General features: G+C 53.4%; 24 protein-coding genes and 1 other annotated feature. Of the genes, 11 read left to right on the forward strand and 13 right to left on the reverse strand.

The annotated features are described in order from the left end of the window. Window positions 1-11: 11 nt before the first annotated feature. From hemH to CRO19_RS03820, 3 genes are all read right to left on the reverse strand, one after another. Entirely contained in the window at window positions 12-971 is a 960-nt protein-coding gene (hemH, locus tag CRO19_RS03810; protein WP_097094672.1) for a ferrochelatase, read from the reverse strand. Window positions 972-1,091: 120 nt separating this feature from the next. Continuing rightward, the gene (gene adk / locus CRO19_RS03815) at window positions 1,092-1,736 is read right to left on the reverse strand and encodes an adenylate kinase (protein WP_097094673.1); all 645 of its coding nucleotides are present in this window, start codon (window positions 1,734-1,736) and stop codon (window positions 1,092-1,094) included. 151 nt (window positions 1,737-1,887) lie between these two features. Continuing rightward, window positions 1,888-2,718: a DUF6024 family protein gene (locus CRO19_RS03820; RefSeq protein ID WP_097094674.1), complete on the reverse strand. Its 831-nt coding sequence runs from the start codon at window positions 2,716-2,718 to the stop codon at window positions 1,888-1,890. A 187-nt stretch (window positions 2,719-2,905) separates the two neighbouring features. Here CRO19_RS03820 and CRO19_RS03825 point away from each other — a divergent pair, with 187 nt between their 5' ends. Then, a complete protein-coding gene (locus tag CRO19_RS03825) occupies window positions 2,906-3,775 on the forward strand; it encodes a LysR substrate-binding domain-containing protein (RefSeq protein ID WP_097094675.1) in 870 nt (289 codons plus the stop codon). 55 nt (window positions 3,776-3,830) lie between these two features. Here the strand turns inward: CRO19_RS03825 and htpG are convergent, their stop codons facing one another. The 6 genes from htpG to CRO19_RS03855 all read right to left on the reverse strand — a co-directional run bounded on the left by htpG (window position 3,831) and on the right by CRO19_RS03855 (window position 10,011). Continuing rightward, window positions 3,831-5,699, reverse strand: coding sequence for a molecular chaperone HtpG (htpG, locus tag CRO19_RS03830; RefSeq protein WP_176519126.1), 1,869 nt, complete (start codon window positions 5,697-5,699; stop codon window positions 3,831-3,833). 105 nt (window positions 5,700-5,804) lie between these two features. Then, a complete protein-coding gene (recR, locus tag CRO19_RS03835) occupies window positions 5,805-6,410 on the reverse strand; it encodes a recombination mediator RecR (protein WP_097094677.1) in 606 nt (201 codons plus the stop codon). Next, window positions 6,410-6,739 (reverse strand): YbaB/EbfC family nucleoid-associated protein, encoded by a 330-nt coding sequence (locus CRO19_RS03840; RefSeq protein WP_097097583.1) that lies wholly within the window; start codon window positions 6,737-6,739, stop codon window positions 6,410-6,412. Before CRO19_RS03840 ends, recR begins: the two co-directional genes overlap by 1 nt. A 50-nt stretch (window positions 6,740-6,789) precedes the next feature. Continuing rightward, entirely contained in the window at window positions 6,790-8,775 is a 1,986-nt protein-coding gene (gene dnaX, locus CRO19_RS03845; RefSeq protein WP_097094678.1) for a DNA polymerase III subunit gamma/tau, read from the reverse strand. Further along, window positions 7,387-7,448 (reverse strand) — a sequence feature (DnaX frameshifting element). It overlaps the preceding gene by 62 nt. A gap of 151 nt (window positions 8,776-8,926) precedes the next feature. Continuing rightward, window positions 8,927-9,478: an adenine phosphoribosyltransferase gene (gene apt / locus CRO19_RS03850; protein ID WP_097094679.1), complete on the reverse strand. Its 552-nt coding sequence runs from the start codon at window positions 9,476-9,478 to the stop codon at window positions 8,927-8,929. A gap of 149 nt (window positions 9,479-9,627) precedes the next feature. After that, on the reverse strand, window positions 9,628-10,011 hold the full coding sequence (locus CRO19_RS03855; RefSeq protein ID WP_097094680.1) for a DUF454 family protein: 384 nt from the start codon (window positions 10,009-10,011) through the stop codon (window positions 9,628-9,630). A 57-nt stretch (window positions 10,012-10,068) separates the two neighbouring features. Here CRO19_RS03855 and priC point away from each other — a divergent pair, with 57 nt between their 5' ends. From priC to rsmS, 3 genes are read left to right on the forward strand one after another with little or no spacing between them, the layout of a single operon-like run. Continuing rightward, a complete protein-coding gene (priC, locus tag CRO19_RS03860; RefSeq protein ID WP_097094681.1) occupies window positions 10,069-10,581 on the forward strand; it encodes a primosomal replication protein PriC in 513 nt (170 codons plus the stop codon). A gap of 54 nt (window positions 10,582-10,635) precedes the next feature. After that, window positions 10,636-10,881 carry a GlsB/YeaQ/YmgE family stress response membrane protein gene (locus CRO19_RS03865; protein ID WP_097094682.1) on the forward strand — a complete coding sequence of 82 codons (246 nt, stop codon included), beginning with the start codon at window positions 10,636-10,638 and terminating at the stop codon, window positions 10,879-10,881. 8 nt (window positions 10,882-10,889) lie between these two features. Further along, window positions 10,890-11,048 (forward strand): pleiotropic regulatory protein RsmS, encoded by a 159-nt coding sequence (gene rsmS / locus CRO19_RS03870; RefSeq protein WP_097094683.1) that lies wholly within the window; start codon window positions 10,890-10,892, stop codon window positions 11,046-11,048. Here the strand turns inward: rsmS and acrR are convergent. After that, window positions 11,035-11,673 (reverse strand): multidrug efflux transporter transcriptional repressor AcrR, encoded by a 639-nt coding sequence (gene acrR / locus CRO19_RS03875; protein ID WP_097094684.1) that lies wholly within the window; start codon window positions 11,671-11,673, stop codon window positions 11,035-11,037. The genes rsmS and acrR overlap by 14 nt on opposite strands. 142 nt (window positions 11,674-11,815) lie before the next feature. Between acrR and CRO19_RS03880 the strand changes: the two genes are divergently transcribed. The 4 genes from CRO19_RS03880 (at window position 11,816) to ykgO (ending at window position 16,734) form a co-directional block, all read left to right on the forward strand. Further along, the gene (locus tag CRO19_RS03880; RefSeq protein WP_097094685.1) at window positions 11,816-13,006 is read left to right on the forward strand and encodes an efflux RND transporter periplasmic adaptor subunit; all 1,191 of its coding nucleotides are present in this window, start codon (window positions 11,816-11,818) and stop codon (window positions 13,004-13,006) included. A gap of 17 nt (window positions 13,007-13,023) precedes the next feature. Then, window positions 13,024-16,173 carry a multidrug efflux RND transporter permease subunit AcrB gene (locus CRO19_RS03885; protein WP_097094686.1) on the forward strand — a complete coding sequence of 1,050 codons (3,150 nt, stop codon included), beginning with the start codon at window positions 13,024-13,026 and terminating at the stop codon, window positions 16,171-16,173. 147 nt (window positions 16,174-16,320) lie between these two features. Beyond that, on the forward strand, window positions 16,321-16,578 hold the full coding sequence (locus CRO19_RS03890) for a type B 50S ribosomal protein L31 (protein ID WP_097094687.1): 258 nt from the start codon (window positions 16,321-16,323) through the stop codon (window positions 16,576-16,578). Window positions 16,579-16,593: 15 nt separating this feature from the next. Beyond that, window positions 16,594-16,734, forward strand: coding sequence for a type B 50S ribosomal protein L36 (gene ykgO, locus CRO19_RS03895; protein ID WP_008103894.1), 141 nt, complete (start codon window positions 16,594-16,596; stop codon window positions 16,732-16,734). Between the two features lie 43 nt (window positions 16,735-16,777). Here the strand turns inward: ykgO and CRO19_RS03900 are convergent, their stop codons facing one another. Genes CRO19_RS03900 through CRO19_RS03910 form a run of 3 tightly spaced genes read right to left on the reverse strand, consistent with a single transcriptional unit; the run spans window position 16,778 to window position 19,170 of the window. After that, on the reverse strand, window positions 16,778-17,656 hold the full coding sequence (locus CRO19_RS03900) for a metal ABC transporter substrate-binding protein (protein ID WP_097094688.1): 879 nt from the start codon (window positions 17,654-17,656) through the stop codon (window positions 16,778-16,780). 21 nt (window positions 17,657-17,677) lie between these two features. Then, the gene (locus CRO19_RS03905; protein WP_097094689.1) at window positions 17,678-18,517 is read right to left on the reverse strand and encodes a metal ABC transporter permease; all 840 of its coding nucleotides are present in this window, start codon (window positions 18,515-18,517) and stop codon (window positions 17,678-17,680) included. Then, window positions 18,514-19,170, reverse strand: a complete 657-nt coding sequence (locus tag CRO19_RS03910; protein ID WP_097094690.1) for a metal ABC transporter ATP-binding protein — start codon at window positions 19,168-19,170, stop codon at window positions 18,514-18,516. Before CRO19_RS03910 ends, CRO19_RS03905 begins: the two co-directional genes overlap by 4 nt. A 339-nt stretch (window positions 19,171-19,509) precedes the next feature. Between CRO19_RS03910 and CRO19_RS03915 the strand changes: the two genes are divergently transcribed. The 3 genes from CRO19_RS03915 (at window position 19,510) to hha (ending at window position 20,630) form a co-directional block, all read left to right on the forward strand. Next, complete coding sequence (locus CRO19_RS03915) at window positions 19,510-19,863, forward strand: hypothetical protein (protein WP_097094691.1); 354 nt, start codon at window positions 19,510-19,512, stop codon at window positions 19,861-19,863. 146 nt (window positions 19,864-20,009) lie between these two features. Beyond that, window positions 20,010-20,387 (forward strand): Hha toxicity modulator TomB, encoded by a 378-nt coding sequence (tomB, locus tag CRO19_RS03920; protein ID WP_097094692.1) that lies wholly within the window; start codon window positions 20,010-20,012, stop codon window positions 20,385-20,387. Between the two features lie 24 nt (window positions 20,388-20,411). Beyond that, the gene (hha, locus tag CRO19_RS03925; RefSeq protein WP_007886938.1) at window positions 20,412-20,630 is read left to right on the forward strand and encodes a hemolysin expression-modulating protein Hha; all 219 of its coding nucleotides are present in this window, start codon (window positions 20,412-20,414) and stop codon (window positions 20,628-20,630) included. The last annotated feature ends 409 nt before the right edge of the window (window positions 20,631-21,039 follow it).

The raw sequence follows: 21,039 nt of genomic DNA on the forward strand, positions 1-21,039 counted from the left end.
CTGCCGCACCATTAACGGCGTGCGTTGACCAGCTGCAGCATCATTTCAATGTGCTCGGCATCATCGTTGAGCGCAGGAATGTACTCGAACTTTTCACCACCGGCATGCAGGAAGATCTCGCAGTTTTCTCCGCTGATCTCCTCTAGCGTTTCCAGGCAATCTGCAGCAAAGCCGGGACTCATCACCTGCACATGCTTGATGCCTTTCGCCGGCAAACTCTTCATGGTTTCATCGGTGTACGGCGTCAACCACGGCTCACGGCCAAAGCGCGACTGGAAGGTCATCATGATTTTATGCGGCGCAATACCTAACGCGGCCGCTAACGCAGCGGTGGTGTCTTTGCAGCGCTGCGGATAATCATCACCTTCATTGGCGAAACGCTGCGGAATGCCGTGATACGACAGCACCAGCAGATCCGGTTCGCCATGCTGCGCGAACGAGCGTTCTACCGAGGCTTTCAGGGCAGCGATATAGGCCGGGTGTTCGGCATAATCGCGAATAAAAGCCACTTCCGGCAGCGAGCGCAGCGGTTTAAAGCTCGTGGCTAACCCATCCCAAACAGCGGCTACCGTTGAGCATGAGAACTGCGGATAGAGCGGCAGCACGATCAGTTTAGTGACGCCCTGCGCCAGCAGGCGCTGCAGCGCGCTATCCAGGCTTGGCTGGCCGTAGCTCATGCCGAGCTCAACCGGCATATCCAGGCGCTGTGCCAGGGCTTCACGCTGGCGCTTGCTGAATACCATCAAGGGTGAACCTTCGTCCATCCACACGGATGCATAGAGTTTCGAGACGCGCGGCGAGCGGAACGGCAGGATGATGAAATTGAGAATCGGCCACCATAACCAACGCGGCGTATCAACCACGCGTGGATCGCCGAGAAATTGTTTTAGATAGCGCTTAACCGCAGGTGTGGTGGGTGCCTCTGGTGTACCTAAATTAACCAGTAAAACCCCGGGCTTTTCTTGCCTCATTGTATTTCCTTGATGTCGAAACGAATGGGTCAAATCAAAATCAGGGGAAATTGTAGCGGAAATCGAGGGAGGAGAAAGCAATTGCTGCAAAAGGGCCGGACAACCGGCCCTCTGGACGCCTTAGCCGAGGATCGTGGCCAATTGCGTGCTCACTTCAGCGACGGGACGCGTGCCGTCGATTTTGTGATATTCGGTATTGCCGTCTTGCGCTTCTTTGCCGTAGTAGGCAATCAGCGGTGCGGTCAGCTGATGGTATTCCACCAGACGCTTACGCACGGTCTCTTCCTGGTCATCTTTACGCGTGGTCAGCTCTTCGCCGGTCAGGTCATCTTTACCTTCCACTTTCGGTGGATTGTAGGTGACGTGATAAACGCGGCCCGATGGCGTATGCACGCGACGACCCACAATACGATCCACAATCAGCTCGTCGGGTACGGCAAACTCCAGCACGTAGTCGACTTTGATGCCCGCTTCTTTCATGGCGTCAGCCTGCGGGATGGTGCGTGGGAAGCCATCGAGCAGGAAACCGTTTTTGCAGTCTTCCTGCGCGATACGCTCTTTAACCAGCGCAATCACCAACTCGTCAGTCACCAGTTTACCGGCATCCATGATCGCTTTTGCCTGCTGGCCCAATTCGGAGCCCGCTTTCACTGCCGCACGCAGCATGTCACCCGTGGAGATTTGCGGAATACCGTATTTCTCCATGATAAATTGAGCCTGAGTGCCCTTACCTGCGCCCGGTGCTCCGAGCAGAATAATACGCATTGCGTAATTCCCCTTGCGAATCGCATTGTTCAATCTGAGAAGGCGAAGAACATACCATTATGCCCCGCGCACCACAAGGAAACGGGCACGCTTCTGACGAAAGGTCTACTTTGACCTGCTTTGTCAGGGAATACTAGCAGAGTGCCTGTTTTTAGGAATTTCGGCTACGTATCAGCGCTTCCTTCAGTCGTGTTTTTAAGGTGTTAGTGACGTTGAGATGTTTGTTCACGCTGCCACGAACGTTAGCACGCAGACGTAAGCGCTGCGGAGAAGATAGCACCTGAATATCCTGAGGAAACGTGCTGACATTCAGCCCGATAGGTAAGGGAAAAAGGGCGAACGGCAACCCCGGTTGCTGAATTGATCGCAGCATTAGCGGGGCTTCAAGCGCGATACTTTCTACCGTTGCGATGTTGAACGGCCGCCAGTCGTCGTTCTCCATTATCGCCAGCGCTTGTTCGGCTGCGGCGCCGAAAGCAAGCCCCTGCTCAAACAACCGCAGCTCACTGCGTACCAGGGTGCTGAAATCAGCAGTACGTAAAGCGATCAGCACCAGATCGCTACACAAGGCGGCGTGTCGATCCAAATGCGTAACAAAGAGCCGCGCATCGCTGATAAGACGTTTATGCAGCTGGGTGGCAAAGGATTCTGAGGCATCCGTAACCCCCTGACTCTGGCATTCGCTCAGCGCCCGCACGCGCCCGTGCTGCATATCGATATGTTCCACCAGCGCAATGTTGCCCGCCATCATCGGCAAGGTAGGCAGCACGCTGAGTTCGCTAACCGGATAGTGCGACGCGTAGCGGGTTTGGTTACGCGCCTGTTCCTGACGCAGAAATAATTGGGAAAGCAGCACCCGGGCAATATGCAACGAGGGTGCAAAGAAGAGGTCGTAATTTTCAAGCCGGTAGTGACGGGAAAGCAAGCCGCGAAGCTTATCGCGCGCCGCCGCCGCCCTGGCAGTAGCAAGTTGTGGAGCCATCGCGTGATATTTCTCTTGTTATTGTGCTGTGTGCGGGAGGTGCAACGTGACGGCGATTTCTGGCAAAACCACAGAGAGGCTTAGCCGTCAACCGCCAGAATCTGGGGGAAAGGTTAGGCCAATGCGGCTGGACATTAAAATGATATAAACTGACAATCCCTGTTAGGTTTTTACACAGGGGACGAGTATGACCGCGCTTCCATCGTTACGTGCACTGCACTATTTCCACCAGGCGGCACTGTATTGCAGTTTTAGCGTGGCAGCCGAACGTCTGCATGTCACCCACAGCGCCATTAGCCATCAGGTGCGGCAGCTGGAGAGCTGGATGGGCAAGCCGCTGTTTGTGCGCACCAACGGACGCGTCAAATTAACCTCACACGGTGAACGTTTGCTGGTGAGCTGTCAGAAAGCCTTTAGTGAACTCTCCACCAGCTGCGAAAGTATTCGTACCGGCATGCGCCATCATCTCAGCGTCTCCTGTGCGCCCAGCTTCCTGGCGCAATGGCTAATTCCACGCATCGCCAGCTTTTATCAACGCTATCCCGATATTGAAGTGCAGTTTCAGCCGCTGGTGGACATTGACCAACTGCGCAGCGAGCACACCGACGTGCTCATTCTCAGCGCAGAGCAATCGCCGGATGAGGATATTGATGCCACTTTGATTAGCGATGATTACATCGGCCCACTATGTGCTCCGCAGTTTGCCGTGCGTTTTCGAAATGAGCAGGATCTTGCCGCGCTGCCGCTGCTGCACGCCGATACGCGACTGCATGCGTGGGCCGAATGGGCAAAAACCAGCGGCGCGCGCGGTAATTTCTGGATCGGCAAGCACTTCGATAATTTAACGTTAGGCATTCAGGCAGCCAGAAATGGCTTAGGCGTGATTATGGCACCGCGTCTGTTGGTGCGTCAGGAGTTGAGTGACGGAACGTTGATCGCACCGTTGGGCTTTGTACGCGTCGATCGCGCGACGCTGATGATGACCAAGATATCGCGCCAGCACGATGCGGAGATTACGCTGTTTCGCGATTGGCTGCGCGATCAGGCGCAGATATAAAAGCAGATATAAAAAAGGTCGCCATGTGAATGGCGACCCTGCGAGTTTGGTGCGATTACGCCGTCAGCAGCTGGTTCATACGACGGATAAACTGGTTCGGATCGTCCAGTGTGCCGCGTTCTGCCAGCAGCGCCTGATCCAGCAGCAGCTCAACCCACTCCGCAAAGCGCGTTTCGTCCTGCGTATCAGCCACACGTTTCACTAGCGTATGATCCGGGTTAATCTCGAAGATGTACTTCACGTCCGGCACGTCCTGACCGGCCGCAGCAAACAGCTTCGCCATCTGCGTGGTCATTTCGTTGGCATCGGTGGTAACAATCGCTGGCGTGTCGGTGAGACGATGTGTCAGACGCACCTCTTTCACGCGCTCGCCCAGCAGGGTTTTCACGCGTTCAACGAACGGCTCCAGCGCTTTCTCCGCTTCTTTCTGCTCTTCAGTCTCTTCGTCGGCCAATTTGCTCAGGGAATCATCCGCTTTGCTCACTGACTGGAAGGTTTTGCCGTCGAACTCGGTGAGGTAGCTCATCATCCATTCGTCGATACGATCGGAGAGCAGCAGCACCTCAATGCCTTTCTTACGGAACAGTTCCAGATGCGGGCTGCTCTTCGCAGCGGCATAGCTGTCAGCGGTGATATAGTAAATCTTGTCCTGACCTTCTACCATGCGGCTCAGATAATCTTCCAGCGAAATGGTCTGCTCGGCGCCTTCACTCTGGCTGGTGGCAAAGCGCAGCAGTTTGGCGATGGTTTCCTGATTCGCGTTGTCTTCAGCCGGCCCCTCTTTCAACACCAGACCAAACTCTTTCCAGAACTGCTGATATTTTTCTGCGTCGTCTTTCGCCAGTTTTTCCAGCATCTGCAGGCTACGCTTGGTCAGCGCGCTACGCAGGCTCTGGGTGACACGGCTGTCCTGCAGGATTTCACGCGACACGTTCAGTGGCAGATCATTAGAATCTATCAGGCCACGGACAAAGCGCAGGTAGTTCGGCATGAACTGCTCAGCATCGTCCATGATGAAGACGCGCTGCACATAAAGTTTCAGGCCGTGCTTGCTGTCGCGGTTCCACATGTCGAACGGCGCACGCGCCGGGATGTAAAGCAGGCTGGTATATTCCTGTTTACCTTCTACACGGTTGTGGCTCCAGATTGCCGGATCGCTAAAATCATGGGCGATATGCTTATAGAACTCGTTGTATTCGTCGTCGCTGATCTCGGACTTGTTACGCGTCCATAGCGCCTGGGCTTTGTTGATCTTCTCCCATTTGCTTTCGCCGGTTTCTTCGTCTTTGCTTTCAATTTCAACCGGCAACGCGATGTGATCGGAGTATTTGCTGATCACATTACGCACACGCCATGCATCGAGGAAATCGTCCTCGCCTTCACGGAAGTGCAGCGTGATGTCGGTGCCGCGATCGGCTTTCGCAATCTCCGCCAGCGTGTATTCACCTTCGCCAGCTGATTCCCAGAACACCGCTTCATCGGCTTTTGCGCCGGCTGCGCGGGTGCGCACGGTAACTTTATCCGCCACGATGAAGGCTGAATAGAAGCCTACGCCGAACTGGCCGATCAGCTGGCTGTCTTTCGCCTGGTCGGAACCCAGAGATTCCAGGAAGGATTTGGTACCCGATTTCGCGATGGTACCGAGGTTCTCAATCACCTCATCACGGCGCATACCGATACCGTTATCGCTAAGCGTCAGGGTGCGGTTTTCCGGATTGACCGAGATGCGCACGCGCAGCTCACCATCGCCTTCATACAGATCTGGCGTCGACAGCGCACGGAAGCGCAATTTATCGGCGGCATCTGAAGCGTTGGAAATCAGCTCGCGCAGGAAAATCTCTTTATTTGAATAGAGGGAATGGATCATCAGGTGCAGAAGTTGTTTTACCTCTGACTGGAAGCCACGCGTCTCTTGTCCTTTCATGGTCATTGCTACCTCAACTGAATCGGGGTTGATGATACGTTGAGAGAGAAATGGGGATGAAGGGCAGGATTTCAAGCCGATATCCGTGAAGACATCGGCAAGTGATTAGAAATTAATCTTATGACGTCCAGCGAGCGAGTGCGACAGCGTGGTGCCGTCCACCATTTCCAGCTCACCGCCAACCGGTACACCGTGCGCAATGCGGCTGGCATCAGCGCCATATTGCCCGCACAGCTCGGCGATGTAGTTGGCCGTTGCTTCTCCTTCCACCGTGGGGTTGGTGGCGAGGATCACTTCGGTTAGGGTTTCGCGCTCCAGACGCTGCTCCAGCCGATCCAGACCAATATCCTGCGGACCAATGCCATCCAGCGGTGACAAATGGCCCATCAGCACAAAGTAGCGTCCGCCGAACTGGCCGGTTTGCTCAATGGCGTGGATATCAGCCGGGCTTTCCACTACGCAAATCTGGCCGTTTTGCTGACGGCGCGGATTGGCGCAGATGGTGCAGATCTCCTGCTCGGTGAAGGTTCGGCAATCGGCGCAGTGGCCGATTTCCGACATGGCGCGGGTCAACGCCTGCGCCAGACGCATGCCACCGCTACGATCGCGCTGCAACAGCTGAAAAGCCATGCGCTGCGCCGACTTAGGGCCAACGCCCGGCAGGCAACGCAACGACTCCATCAAAGATTCAAGCAGTGGACTGGTTTGCATTAGAACGGCATCTTGAAGCCAGGCGGCAGCTGCATGCCACTTGATACAGAGGCCATTTTCTCTTTCTGCGTTTCGTCGATACGGCGTGCAGCATCGTTAAAGGCCGCGGCGATCAGATCTTCCAGCATGTCTTTGTCATCTTCCAGCAAGCTAGGATCGACTTCAACACGACGGCAGTTGTGCGCACCGTTGATGGTAACTTTAACCAAGCCCGCGCCTGATTCACCGGTCACTTCGATCGCGGCGATCTCTTCCTGCACTTTGGCCATTTTGTCTTGCATCTGCTGGGCCTGTTTCATCAGGTTGCCCAATCCGCCTTTACCAAACATAGTTTTCTCTCTCTGCTGGGGCTGCGCGCAATCAACGCGCGGCAGCATGTTCACACCGGTCGAATACTCTCTTCATCCAAATCGGCATCGAAGAATCGACGCAATGTCTGAATATGGGTATCACTTTCGATCGACTGTCGCGCCTGCGACAGTTTCTCTTCGTAAATGGCCTGGCGCCACTCCAGTGGCGTCAATACCGTGGGATTATCGTCTTCAATAATGGTCAATTCAACCGGCTGGCCGGCAGACTGACTTAATGCTTCCGCTAAAGTTTGCTGAGCGGAAGCGGAATTCAGATGGCGCTGGCTGCTGCGCAGATGCAGCGTAATGCCTTTTTCACTCACTTCTTTCCATGCGTTGAGCGCCACTTGCTGCACCAGTTTCGGTAACGTCAGCGTGGCAATTTCCGCTGCCCACGCATCGCGTTGCTGGGCCTCTTCCGCCAGACGCAGCGCCAGCTCAGGCGTTTTCTCATGCTCCAGAGCCGAACGCAAGGCTTTTGGCGTCGCTACCGGCTCTGGTTTTACCTCGGTCGGCAGCTGCGTTTTCCAGCGGTAGGCTTCCGGTTTAGCCGGCGCTTTTACCGTGGACTCAGAGGCGCGCTGCTGTACACGTTCGGTGACGTTCGCGAGACGTTCCAGCGCCGGATTCGCCGGCCGCGCGGAACGCGCTGCCGGCTCACTCTTTTTTGCTTTACCGGCTCCCTGACGCAGCAACTGCGTTCGCGCCTGTAACAGCTGGCTGGTGGAATCGGGTAACGGATCGGGCGCTGTTTGCATGTCAGGATAATCATCCGAAACTGGCGGCGCCTCGTTAACGGGTGGTGCCATTTGTGGCTGTGCAGCCTGCGCAGATGGCGCTTTGGCTGCCGCAGGTGCAGGTGCAGCAGCAACCTGCGGCGCGCTTTGTGGCGTTAATACCGGACGGGCGACGGGCTCAGCAATCGTCGCCTGCGGATGGAATGCCAATGCGCGCAGCAGCGTCATTTCCACGCCCAGGCGACGATCCGGTGCCAGCGGCAGATCTTTTCGCCCCATCAATAGCGTTTGGTAATAGAGTTGTACATCGGCCGGTGGCAGCACGCGCGCTAACTCACGCAGGCGATCGGCCTGGCTGAGATCATCCTCGCTAAGCGAGCTCGGCAACAGCTGCACCATCGCAATGCGGTGTAGCAAACGCAGCATTTCCACCAGCAGCGCTTCCCACTCCACACCGCGCGACGCCGCCTGATTCAGCAGCGCCATCACCTGTTCGCCTTGCCCCTCCACCAGCGCTTCAATCAGCGCCAGCGGCTGCTCATCGTCCAGCGTGCCAAGCATCTGCGCCACGGTATCACGCGTGACGCTGCCCTGCCCCATGGCGATAGCCTGATCGGTCAGGCTGAGCGCATCACGCATGCTGCCATCAGCGGCGCGGGCCAGCAGATGCAGCGCGCGCGGTTCGGCAGCGATGTGCTCCTGCTCTAACACATGCGCCAGCTGCTGCTGAATTTGCTCGACATCGAGCGCTTTAAGATGGAATTGCAGGCAGCGTGACAGAATCGTCACCGGCAGCTTTTGCGGATCGGTGGTCGCCAGCAGGAATTTAACGTGTGATGGCGGCTCTTCCAGCGTTTTTAGCAGCGCGTTGAAGCTGTGGCGCGACAGCATGTGCACTTCATCGATCAGGTAAACCTTGAAGCGACCACGCGCCGGTGCGTACTGCACGTTATCAAGCAGATCGCGCGTATCTTCAACTTTGGTGCGCGATGCAGCATCAATCTCAATCAGATCGACAAAACGGCCCTGCTCAATCTCACGGCAGTTATCGCATTGTCCGCAGGGTGTTGCGGTGATGCCAGTTTCACAGTTTAGGCCCTTGGCCAGCAGACGGGCGATCGAGGTTTTCCCTACGCCGCGGGTGCCGGAAAAGAGATAAGCATGATGGATTCGTCCCAGTGACAATCCGTTGGCCAGCGCAGTCAGCACATGTTCCTGACCGACTACGTCAGCGAAAGCCTGGGGACGCCATTTTCGCGCAAGTACCTGATAGCTCATGTGGATTCAATCACTGGATTTTAAGGAGAAGGGAGAAGATGCAGCTTCGCAAACCCTGTTTATTTTGGCAGTAGTTTAACAGCCACAACCGGATCAGCAACCGATAACTTTACGGAGGTTGCGCCCCGCCACATAGCGGAGCGCACAGGCCTTAGTGGCCGGGGAAATTCACCAGGCTATAGCATTTGACGCCCATGGCGGTCAGACGGGCTTCACCGGTCAGATCGAACAGATTAATCACGAAGGCGGCATCTTGCACTTCACCACCGGCGCGGCGGATCAGTTTCACCGTGGCTTCAATGGTGCCGCCGGTTGCCAGCAGATCGTCGACGACCAGCACCACGTCACCTGGCTTGATCGCATCTTTGTGCAGCTCCAGCGCGTCGGTACCGTATTCCAGCTCATAACTTTCACTGAAGGTTGCACGCGGCAGTTTGCCAGGTTTACGCACCGGCACAAAACCCACGCCCAACCCCAGCGCCACTGGCGCACCAAACAGGAAGCCACGTGCTTCCGTTCCCACCACCTTGGTGATGCCCTTGTCACGATAACGCTCAACCAGAATGGCGATCGACGCGGCGTAAGCCTGCGGATCCTCCATCAGACTGGTGACGTCACGGAACAGAATGCCCGGCTTCGGATAGTCAGGAATGCTTTTGATGCTGTTTTTGATGAGTTCAAGCTGCTGCGCAGTTGCGGTCATAAATGTTACGCCTGGAGAAAATATCTAATACGCGCGACTTCTCAAGCGCCAAAAACCGGAAACCGGGTTAAGCGAAGAGGTTTATAAGGGAAGCCACGCACGAAGATGCCCAAATCTATGCAAATACCTCGCTAAATGCAACCCTAACGCTAAGGTTGCGGCGGGTTGTCATTCTCGTCCACCACCGGGATTCGCCGCATAAACAGCAGCAGCAGGCACAGCATCACGCCTAACAGGATGCGCACCCACAGCAGGTTCACCAGATAAATGGACACCGAAAAGGTAATCACAATCAGCAATATGGCGCGTCCTTTAGCGCCGGGCGGCATAGCATGATGCTGCTGCCAGTGGCGAATAAAGCGGCCAAACGGCGATCGCCATAGCAGCCAGTCATGAAAGCGCGGCGACGAGCGCGCAAAACACCAGGCCGCCAGCAACACAAATGGCGTTGTAGGTAATAAAGGTAATACAATGCCGAGCGTACCTAGCACAATCGCCAGCCAGCCAAGGCTCAGTAGTAAAATACGCTGCATGCCGGATGCCTGAAAGAGTCAAAACAGCGTTACGTTAACACAGTCGGAAACCGAGTGATGCCCCAACCATCCGCACAACAGCGCCTTGGCGCGACACTGGATTTATTACGCCAGCAGATTGCGCAGCAGCCGGATGGTGCCTGTCGTCAGCCACGCTTTGATTCACAACTGTTTCGCACCTCCGGCACACGCCTGGCGGATTATCTCCTCGAACTGGAAGGCAATGTCGCGCAGTTAACCGCTGCTAATACTGATGTGGCACGGCGCCAATGGCTGGCGGATAAAGTGCTGGATCAAATCGCCGCGTTGCAGCGGGAGTGTCAGAGCCAACAGCTGCGCGTGCAGCGCGAGCGTCCACGTATCGATTCACGTCAAAAAAAGCGTGAAGAGTACCAAGGCTACGAGCAGCGATTGCTGGCAATGATTCAGCAACGCGAACAGCATCTGGCACGTGCTGAAACCCTGAGCGTTCAGCAGCAACTGATGCGTGAAGTCTATCAGCTGCAAGAGCGGCTGGCGCGCTGCCGCGCTGCTATCTATAAACTGGCGCTGCCATCTACGCCACGCTAAACGCGACGCGTTTTCCTCTATACTCCTTTTAGTCAGAAAAAGAGGAGAAAAATCATGACGCTGGTTTTTTGGATTGTGATTGGATTAGCCGCAGGTTGGCTAAAGCGGGTGATTTTTCCCGGTCGTCCGGGGGGATTTGTGCCCACGCTGGTGCTGGCGGTGATTGGTGCGCTGATTGGCGGCTACATTGCCACCTACTTTACCACCGGCGATCTGGCAAGCTTAGCCCCCGCTGGTTTCGCCTCGGCACTCGCTGGCGCCCTCTTTATGCTGCTGGTCGCGGCAAAATTACGTATTTAGGAGAAACAATGTCACTGGACAGCGCACCAGACGAAATTAAGCTTGCCGTCGATCTGATTCAATTGCTTGAAGAGAATCACGTCCCCACCACCACCGTGCTGGCGGCATTAGCGATAGTTCAACGTGATTATGAGCAAAAAAAAGCGGCGGAGGTTAAGGCTGACTAATCAGCGTTGGGCTCAGGCGCAGCATATCCAGGAACGCATCCACCAGCTGTGGCGCATCTGCAGCTAAATCAAAGCTTTGTGGATTGAATAACCAGCTTTCCATCATGCCATTAATATAGCCACGCATCAGTAGCGCAGCTTGACGTGTATTAAGGCCGGCAGGTAATTTGCCAGCTTCAATACAAAGGCGAAGTACGTTTTCAATTCGATCGTAACACTCTTGCAGTAAGCTCTGCTGCATATCCTGTAACGTGGACATTTCGCCAACAAACTCACATTTATGAAAGATAATCTCCATTAATGCGCGTCTTTGCGGATCCTTTGCTGTGGCGTCAAGGATATAGATCAACATCGAGCGAACAACAGAAAGTGGATCGCCGGGGTATTTTGTCTGATACTCAAGTTCCACATCGTCCAGCCCAGCGTCACAACGTAGCCAGATCTCATGTAAAAGATCGGCTTTGTTTTTGAAATGCCAGTAGATAGCACCGCGCGTGACGCCGGCCGCTGCTGCGATATCCGCCAGAGACGTGGCGGCCACACCGTGTTTTGAAAAGTGTGTCAATGCGGCGTCAAGAATTTGATGCCGTGTTTCAAGAGCTTGCGCTTTGGTTTTTCGTGCCATAAAGGGCTTTTTTTACAAACTTGTAAGTTTACATACATTTGTGAATGTATGTACCATAGCACGACCCGTGTTTTAACGCAGCAATGGGTTTATCGGTTTGTGATCCATTGATCATTTGATATCGGACACTAGAGGTTTATTTATGAATAAAAACAGAGGATTATCGCCTCTGGCGGCCGTCCTGATGCTTTCAGGCAGCTTTTTGTTAACAGGATGTGATGATAATAAATCCCAGCAAGCCGCCCAGCAGCAGCCCCCAGAAGTGGGTGTTGTCACGTTAAAAAACGAACCATTGAAAATTACTACCGAGCTGCCGGGCCGTACCTCGGCTTTTCGCGTTGCTGAAGTTCGCCCTCAGGTGTCAGGTATTATCCTTAAACGCAATTTTGTGGAAGGAAGTGACGTCAAAGCCGGTCAATCGCTGTATCAGATTGATCCCGCCACCTATCAGGCAGCATACGACAGTGCCAAAGCGGATTTAGCCCAGGCAGAAGCCAATGCCCGCGTTGCGCAGTTAACCATTACGCGTTACAAGCCGCTGCTGGGTACCAAGTACATCAGTCAGCAGGATTATGACAACGCAGCAGGTACAGCAGCACAAACTGCTGCCGCTGCACAGGCTGCACGTGCCAACGTTGAAACTGCACGCATCAATCTGGCGTATACCAAAGTGACCTCGCCTATCAGCGGTCGTATTGGTAAATCATCAGTGACCGAAGGTGCGTTGGTTTCCAATGGGCAAACCACGGCGCTGGCGACCGTGCAACAGCTCGATCCTATGTATGTCGATGTGACCCAATCCAGTGATGATTTCCTGCGTTTGCGCGCAGAGCTGGAATCCGGTCAGCTGAAACAGAACGACGGTAAGGCCAACGTCACCCTGCTGATGCAAAACGGTAGCGCATACGCTCAGACAGGCACATTGGAATTCTCTGATGTGAGCGTCGATGAAACCACCGGTTCGATTACCCTGCGCGCCATCTTCCCGAATCCGGACAACCGCCTGCTGCCAGGCATGTTTGTTCGCGCTCGTCTGGATGAAGGCACCAACCCAACGGCACTGCTGGTACCGCAACAGGGCGTAACGCGCTCTCCAACCGGTCAGGCAACAGCGTTGGTGGTTGGCGCGGATAATAAAGTGGAATCTCGTAACATCACCGCTAATCAGGCATTTGGTAACAAGTGGCTGGTCACGGACGGTCTGAAAGAAGGCGATCGGGTGATTACCACCGGTATCCAGCGTGCCAAACCGGGTGCGCAGGTGACGCCACAAGAAGTCTCCGACGATGCCAAAGCTGCACCAGAATCACCGTCTGCTAAATCATCGTCATAAACAGGAGCCACTGATACATGGCTAAGTTCTTTATTGATCGCCCCATTTTTGCGTGGGTGCTCGCCATCATCATTATGCTGGCCGGCTTGCTGTCGATTATCAGCCTACCGATTGAGCAATATCCCAATGTTGCGCCACCGGCAGTTGAAATCCAGGCGACCTACCCAGGTGCTGATGCGAAGACGCTGCAGGATTCGGTAACCCAGGTTATCGAGCAAAACATGAACGGGATTGATGGCCTGATGTATATGGCCTCAAGCAGTGACTCGTCGGGTACGTTGACGCTGACGCTGACTTTCCAATCCGGTACTGATGCCGATATCGCGCAGGTTCAGGTACAAAACAAACTGCAGCTGGCAATGCCATTACTGCCGCAGGAAGTACAGCAACAGGGTATTCAGGTTAAAAAATCCTCCAGCAGCTTCCTGATGGTGGCCGGCTTTGTGAGCGATGACGACAACATGACGCAGAATGATATCTCTGACTATGTTGCCTCTAACATCAAAGACCCGATTAGCCGTACGCCCGGCGTAGGTGATACTCAGGTATTTGGTGCCCAGTATGCGATGCGTATCTGGCTGGATCCGCACAAGTTGAACAACTATCAGCTGACGCCAGTAGATGTCATTAATGCACTGAAAATTCAGAACACCCAGGTTGCAGCGGGCCAGTTGGGCGGAACACCGCCGGTACCAGGCCAACAGCTTAACGCCTCGATTATTGCGCAAACCCGTCTGACATCGACAGACGAGTTCGGCAATATCATGCTGAAAGTGAATCAGGATGGTTCGCAGGTGCGTCTGCGTGACGTGGCGAAGATTGAACTGGGTGGTGAAAACTACGAGATCATCGCACGTTATAACGGCAAACCGGCTTCCGGTATCGGTATCAAACTGGCAACCGGCGCGAATGCACTGGATACCGCGGATGCCGTAAAAGCGGAACTGGCTAAACTGCAGCCGTTCTTCCCGTCAGGCATGAAAACCGTTTATCCGTACGACACTACGCCGTTCGTTAAAATCTCGATTTTCGAAGTGGTGAAAACGCTGTTTGAAGCGATCGTGCTGGTATTCCTGGTAATGTACCTGTTCCTGCAAAACTTCCGTGCGACGCTGATTCCAACCATCGCCGTTCCCGTTGTTTTACTGGGTACTTTTGCGGTTATCAGCGCCTTTGGCTATTCGATAAACACCCTGACGATGTTCGGGATGGTGCTCGCTATCGGCCTGCTGGTGGATGACGCCATCGTAGTGGTAGAGAACGTCGAACGTGTTATGGCCGAGGAGGGTTTACCGCCTAAAGAAGCCACGAAACGTTCGATGGAGCAGATTCAGGGCGCATTGGTGGGTATCGCACTGGTGCTGTCTGCGGTATTTATTCCGATGGCCTTCTTCGGCGGTTCAACCGGCGTAATCTATCGCCAGTTCTCGATCACCATCGTTTCTGCGATGGCGCTGTCGGTACTGGTGGCGTTGATCCTGACGCCAGCGCTGTGTGCCACCCTGCTGAAGCCGGTGGCAAAAGGTAACCACGGTAAAACCACCGGTTTCTTCGGTTGGTTCAACCGGCTGTTCGATAAGAGCACCAACCACTATGTGGATAGTGTTGGCCATATCGTGCGTAGTACCGGTCGCTACCTGCTGATTTATCTGGTTATTGTAGTCGGTATGGCCTACCTGTTCCTGAAACTGCCTACCTCGTTCCTGCCGGAAGAGGATCAGGGGCTGTTACTGGCACAGGCACAGCTACCCGCCGGTGCAACTCAGGAACGTACGCAGAAAGTACTGGATCAGGTAAGTGACTACTTCCTGACCAAAGAGAAAGACAGCGTTAACTCGGTGTTTACTGTTAACGGCTTCGGCTTCGCCGGTCGTGGTCAGAACACCGGTATCGCGTTTGTTAGCCTTAAGCCGTGGGATGAGCGTGGCGATGCCAACCTGAAAGTGCCTGCGATTGCCGGACGTGCTATGCAGGCGCTCGGACAGATCAAAGATGCAATGGTGTTCCCGTTCAACCTGCCGGCGATTATCGAATTGGGTAACGCCACTGGCTTCGACTTCATGTTGACCGATCAGGGTAACCTGGGTCACGAGAAGCTGACCGCCGCGCGTAACCAGCTGTTTGGCATGATTGCCCAGCATCCGGATACGCTGGTGGGCGTACGTCCAAACGGTATGGAAGATACGCCGCAGTACAAACTGATCATCGATCAGGAAAAAGCGCAGGCGTTGGGTGTGTCGCTGTCTGACATCAATACCTCGCTGGGCGCGGCCTGGGGTGGTTCCTACGTCAACGACTTCATTGACCGCGGTCGCGTGAAGAAAGTTTACGTCATGGGCCAGGCCGATTCGCGTATGTTGCCGGACGATATCAGCAAATGGTATGTGCGCAATAGCACTGGCACCATGGTTCCATTCTCGGCCTTCGCATCGGCGAAATGGCAATATGGTTCGCCACGCCTGGAGCGTTACAACGGCTTGCCGTCAATGGAGATTCTTGGCCAGGCTGCGCCAGGCAAGAGCTCCGGTGATGCCATGAACCTGATGGAACAGCTGGCAGGAAAACTGCCTGCGGGGATCGGATACGACTGGACGGGTATGTCCTACCAGGAACGCTTGTCCGGCAACCAGGCGCCGGCGCTGTATGCCATCTCGCTGATCGTGGTGTTCCTGTGTCTGGCGGCCCTGTATGAGAGCTGGTCGATTCCGTTCTCAGTAATGTTGGTGGTACCGCTGGGTGTCGTTGGTGCACTTCTGTTTACCACACTGCGCGGCTTGAGCAACGACGTCTACTTTGTGGTGGGCTTGTTGACCACCATAGGATTGTCGGCGAAGAACGCCATCCTGATCGTTGAATTCGCTAAGGATTTGATGGAGAAGGAGGGCAAGGGGTTGGTTGAATCAACGCTGGAAGCATCACGTATGCGTCTGCGTCCGATTTTGATGACCTCACTCGCCTTCATCCTCGGCGTAATGCCGCTGGCGATCAGTACTGGCGCAGGTTCTGGTGCGCAGAATGCGGTAGGTACTGGCGTTATGGGCGGGATGGTAACCGCGACAGCGCTGGCTATCTTCTTCGTTCCGGTGTTCTTCGTGGTGGTGCGCCGCCGCTTCAGCAAGAATAAATCTGAGCTGGAGCAGGGTCATCCGGTGGAACATAAGCACTAAGTTTTACCCTTCTCTAAAAGGCCGCTGATGCGGCCTTTTTTATTGTTATCTCCTCCCCCTTAGAATCCCTGTATTTAACACGGTTGCAATCGACATCCTTCAGGTTCATACTATTGTTATAGTATAACATTACATATCGAGGTCATTATGAAACCGAATATTCATCCCCATTACCGTCCTGTTGTGTTCCACGACACCTCAGCTAACGAGTACTTTAAGGTCGGTTCTACTATCAAAACTGAACGGACTATTGAGTATGAAGGTGAAGTGCTGCCCTACGTGACGCTGGATGTCTCCTCTAAATCTCATGTGTTCTACACCGGCAAGCAGAAAGATTTCGCCAAAGAAGGCAGTACCGCACGTTTCAACCAGCGTTTTGGCAGCTTTCTTACGCGCAACAAGTAACACGGGAGATGAGGCATGCAGGTATTAAGTTCATTGCGGTCTGCTAAGACTCGCCATAAAGATTGCAAAGTCGTGCGGCGCAAAGGTCGCATTTATGTCATTTGTAAAACGAATCCGCGCTTTAAGGCGGTTCAGGGAAGAAAGAAAAAAAGGTAGGAAAGTGTCGTGATAATTGGCCGGGATGCTCCCCGGCCTTTTTTTATTGCATGCTATGCAGCATAGCGTCAACGTTGTGTTTGAATGCCGCAACGTAGGTTGCAGCAGGGCCATTAGCCTCAGACAACGCTTCCGGATAGAGTTCCCCGCCCGGCTGCGCACCGGTTTCGCTGGCAATCTGTTTCACCAAACGTGGATCGGTCTGGTTCTCCATAAAGTAGGTGTTGATGTGCTCAGCCTTCAGCTGTTTGATGATTGAGGCCACATCGCTGGCACTGGCTTCTGCTTCGGTAGAAAATCCAACCGGCGCGAGGAAACTTACGCCATAACGCTGGCCGAAATAGCCGAAGGCATCATGGCTGGTTAGCACCTTACGCTTACTTTTCGGCACTTTATTAAAGGCAGTTTTCGCCCAGCTATCTAATTTCTGCAGCTGCTGAATGTAGCTTTCACCGCTTTTACGGATATCCGCCGCATCTTCAGGATCCGCTTTGATGAGTGCATTCATCACATTCGTGGCGTAAATCACACCGTTTTGCATACTGTTCCAGGCGTGCGGATCGGTGACGCTTTTACCATCCTCTTCCATCTTGCGTGTGTTCACTCCATTCGATGCCACCACAATCGTGCCTTTGTAGCCTGAAGCGCTAATTAGGCGATCCATCCACCCTTCCATCCCTAAACCGCTGACAAACACCACATCAGCCTTTGACAGCGCCTGGCTATCCTGCGGCGTAGGTTCAAAGGTGTGCGGATCGCCGTTAGGCCCCACCAGCGACTTCACATTGACGTGCTCGCCGCCAACCTGCTTAACGATATCTGCCAGCACGGTAAAACTGGCGACAACATCGACGCTTTTAGCCAGCGTCAGTGGGCTTACCAGCATTACACCAATCGCCAGACTCAGCGGTAACTTCTTCATTCCTATCCCCTTATAGTGTGGTTATCGACGGCGCAGCAGGCCGCCACATGGTCCTGTCAAAACAGAAATCAGAAATAGCACCGCAGCGCTTAGCACCACCGCCGGGCCGGCGGGTAGCGAGAAATGCCACGATAGCATCAGGCCAATCAGCGCAGAAACGACGGCCAACAGCATGGCGATACCCAGCATGCAGGCCAGATGGCGACTCCAGAAACGCGCGCTGGTAGCGGGCAGCATCATCAATCCCACCGACATCAGCGTACCGAGCACCTGAAATCCAGCCACTAAATTGAGTACCACCAGCATCAGGAATAAGCCGTGTACCAGCGGTGCGCTCCATTTACCCTGAGCTCGCAGAAAATCGGGGTCAAAGGCATCAATGACCAGCGGACGGAAAATCACTGCCAATAGCAGCAGAGTGAAAGCCGCAATCCCGCCAACCAGCACAATGGCTGCGTTATCCACCGCCAAAAGTGACCCAAACAACACGTGCAGCAGATCAACGCTTGAACCACGCAGCGACACCAGCGTGACGCCAAGCGCGAGAGAACCGAGGTAAAAGCCGGAGAAACTGGCATCCTCTTTCAGATGTGTATAGCGGCTGACAGCGCCAGAGAGTAATGCCACCGCCAAACCGGCAATCAGGCCGCCGATGCCCATCGCCACCAGCGATAAACCTGACACCAGATAACCAATCGCCGCACCGGGCAGCACGGCATGCGACAGCGCATCGCCGACCAAACTCATGCGGCGCAGTGAAAGAAAGACACCCAGCGGCGTAGCGCTGATCGCCAATGCAACGCAGGCGACCAGCGCGCGGCGCATAAAACCAAATTCGATAAAGGGCTGGATTAATGTCACGACGCTACCCTGCGCAAGAGTGGCGTGTCCGCGGCGCCAGCTACGTCGAGCGACAACACATCGCGGAAATAACGCGCTACCAGTGGACGATCGTGCAATACGACTAATAATGTGGTGCCAGCCTGTTGCTGCTGTTCGAGGATCGACATCAGTAAGGTGACGGTTTGCGTATCAATGCCATTGAAGGGTTCATCTAATAGCCACAGCTGGCTGCGCTGCAGCATCAAACGCGCGAAGAGCACGCGCTGCAATTGTCCGCCGGAGAGGGTTGAGGGCTGAGCATTCGCGAATTCACGCATGTGTACAGCATCAAGTGCGGCATCAATTTCCCGACGTAACGTGCGATTGATGCCACCGAACCATCCACAGCGCGGCCAGCATCCCATGGCAACCAGTTCATAAGCCGTAAGAGGAAAACGTGTTTCGAGTTCACTGCGTTGCGGTAACCATCCGAGCGCTTTGCGCGGCATCTGCAATTCACAACAGCCCGAAATGGGAGGCAGTAAACCCGCAATGGTTTTCAATAAGGTTGATTTACCCGTGCCGTTAGCGCCGACCAACGCCGTCATGCTGCCTTTCATCAATGCACCATTGACGACCGGCGTTACCGCGCGCCCGTGATATCCTGCTTGTAATTCTTTGAAATGTATCATTACTGCAGGCCCCACCAAATTGAAAGCGTCAGCAGGGAAATCAGCAACAGCGCGATCAGCACACGCCCGCCAAGGGATAGAAGTAATCCACTGTGATTCATACTCTACAACCAAAAATGTTATAACATAACAATTACGTTACCCGATCTCCCCGTGTTATGCCTGAGCAAAAGTGTTTCAAAAGTTGTTCTTTTCCGAAGACATCTGCAGAAATTCAATGCTTTCGCCTGATTAAGTTATGAAACCCATCACAACGATTGCTGTTTCTGTTTATTAGCGACTTGCAATGTTGCGTAAGAAGCCCAATGATAGAAACGTGACTCTTTTACTGGATACAAAATGGCGTCTATTATTCATTGTGATATTGCTATGGATGAGGACGATTGCGAAAAGTTGCAAAGAATTATCCAGGGGAATATTCTCAAAATAGCCGAGGCATTAGCCGGTGATTTACAGTGGTATTCTCAAAACGCGCAATTAGTTCCCAATAGCTTCCATGTTATTTCTATTCAACCTTCAGACGATTATCGATTTAAAATGCTTTACGATTTTAGCTGGAATTTATTTAATCCTTGCCTGGATTTAAATGAAACTTTTAAGCGTCGTGAAGAAGTGCTGTTCCAGGTATCGCCCGGCGCACTGGTGTTTGCGGTGATTGATAATGCGCGCCCCTCTCCTGCCGATGAATTGTAATATTTGGTAATTGAGGTGAGCAAAGCTAATGATTGTGGATTACATTTAAGGAGTCGCTAAGACATTTTTATTCGTAATCGCTTCCTGGTAGCTTTTCCTAATCTCGCCGCACTGCGGTAACTGTGCTAGCTATGGAGGGGAAAAAGATGGACGAATACTCACCGAAACGGCATGATATTGCCCAGCTTAAATACCTGTGTGAGAACATGTTCGACGAAAGTATGGCAACATTGACTGATAGCCATCATGGTTGGGTTAATGATCCTACTTCGGAAAGCAATTTACAGCTCAACGATTTGATTGAGCACATCGCTTCTTTCACGATGAATTACAAAATTAAGCACGTTGAAGATGAAGCCCTGATAACGCAAATCGATGAATATCTTGACGATACCTTTATGCTGTTCAGCAGTTACGGAATCAATACTCAGGATTTACAACGGTGGCAGCGTTCTGCAAAACGTTTATTTAATCTGTTTGCCGAAGAGTGTGCTTATCTCCAACAACCTAGCCATTCCTTTTAGCACCAGACTGAGACCGGTTTATTTATGAGCAACCAAGCCTTAACAAAAACAGACTATTTGATGCGACTGCGCCGCTGTCGCTCAATCGACACCCTTGAACGGGTAATCGAAAAGAACAAGTACGAATTACCTGACAATGAACTCGCAGTATTCTATTCGGCAGCCGATCATCGTCTGGCTGAACTGACGATGAATAAGCTGTATGACAAAGTACCGGTTTCTGTCTGGAAGTTCGTCCGCTAAGTTTCTCCTCTATCTGCCGTTCTGCAACGACATTGTATTTATCAAGGAGTGATTACCCGGCAAAGGAGTGCCAGATTTCTCTGTGCGTCGCATTCAGTGAAGTTTTTAGGTGGGTACAAATGGGTGGGGGCCCTGCCATCAGCCATTAGTACTAAATTGTGTTGGTTAATCAATTGGTTATAGTGGTAGTACTACAACAGTACTGTACCACTCTCGATAGTACCGTCCAGCACAAAATCTTGCAAGGTAACGTGTCGGGGGAAGTAGGATGAGAGTCATCAGATTTACATTGAGCACATGCATGACGGTAGGCTATGTAAAGCAATGGGAGTCTACATTTATCTGATATGCGTTAAGCGAATGCTAAATCATGAATTGGATGAAAGCGAACGAAAAGGATGGCTCAAAG

The organism is Candidatus Pantoea floridensis (assembly GCF_900215435.1).
In the GTDB taxonomy this organism is placed as follows: domain Bacteria; phylum Pseudomonadota; class Gammaproteobacteria; order Enterobacterales; family Enterobacteriaceae; genus Pantoea; species Pantoea floridensis.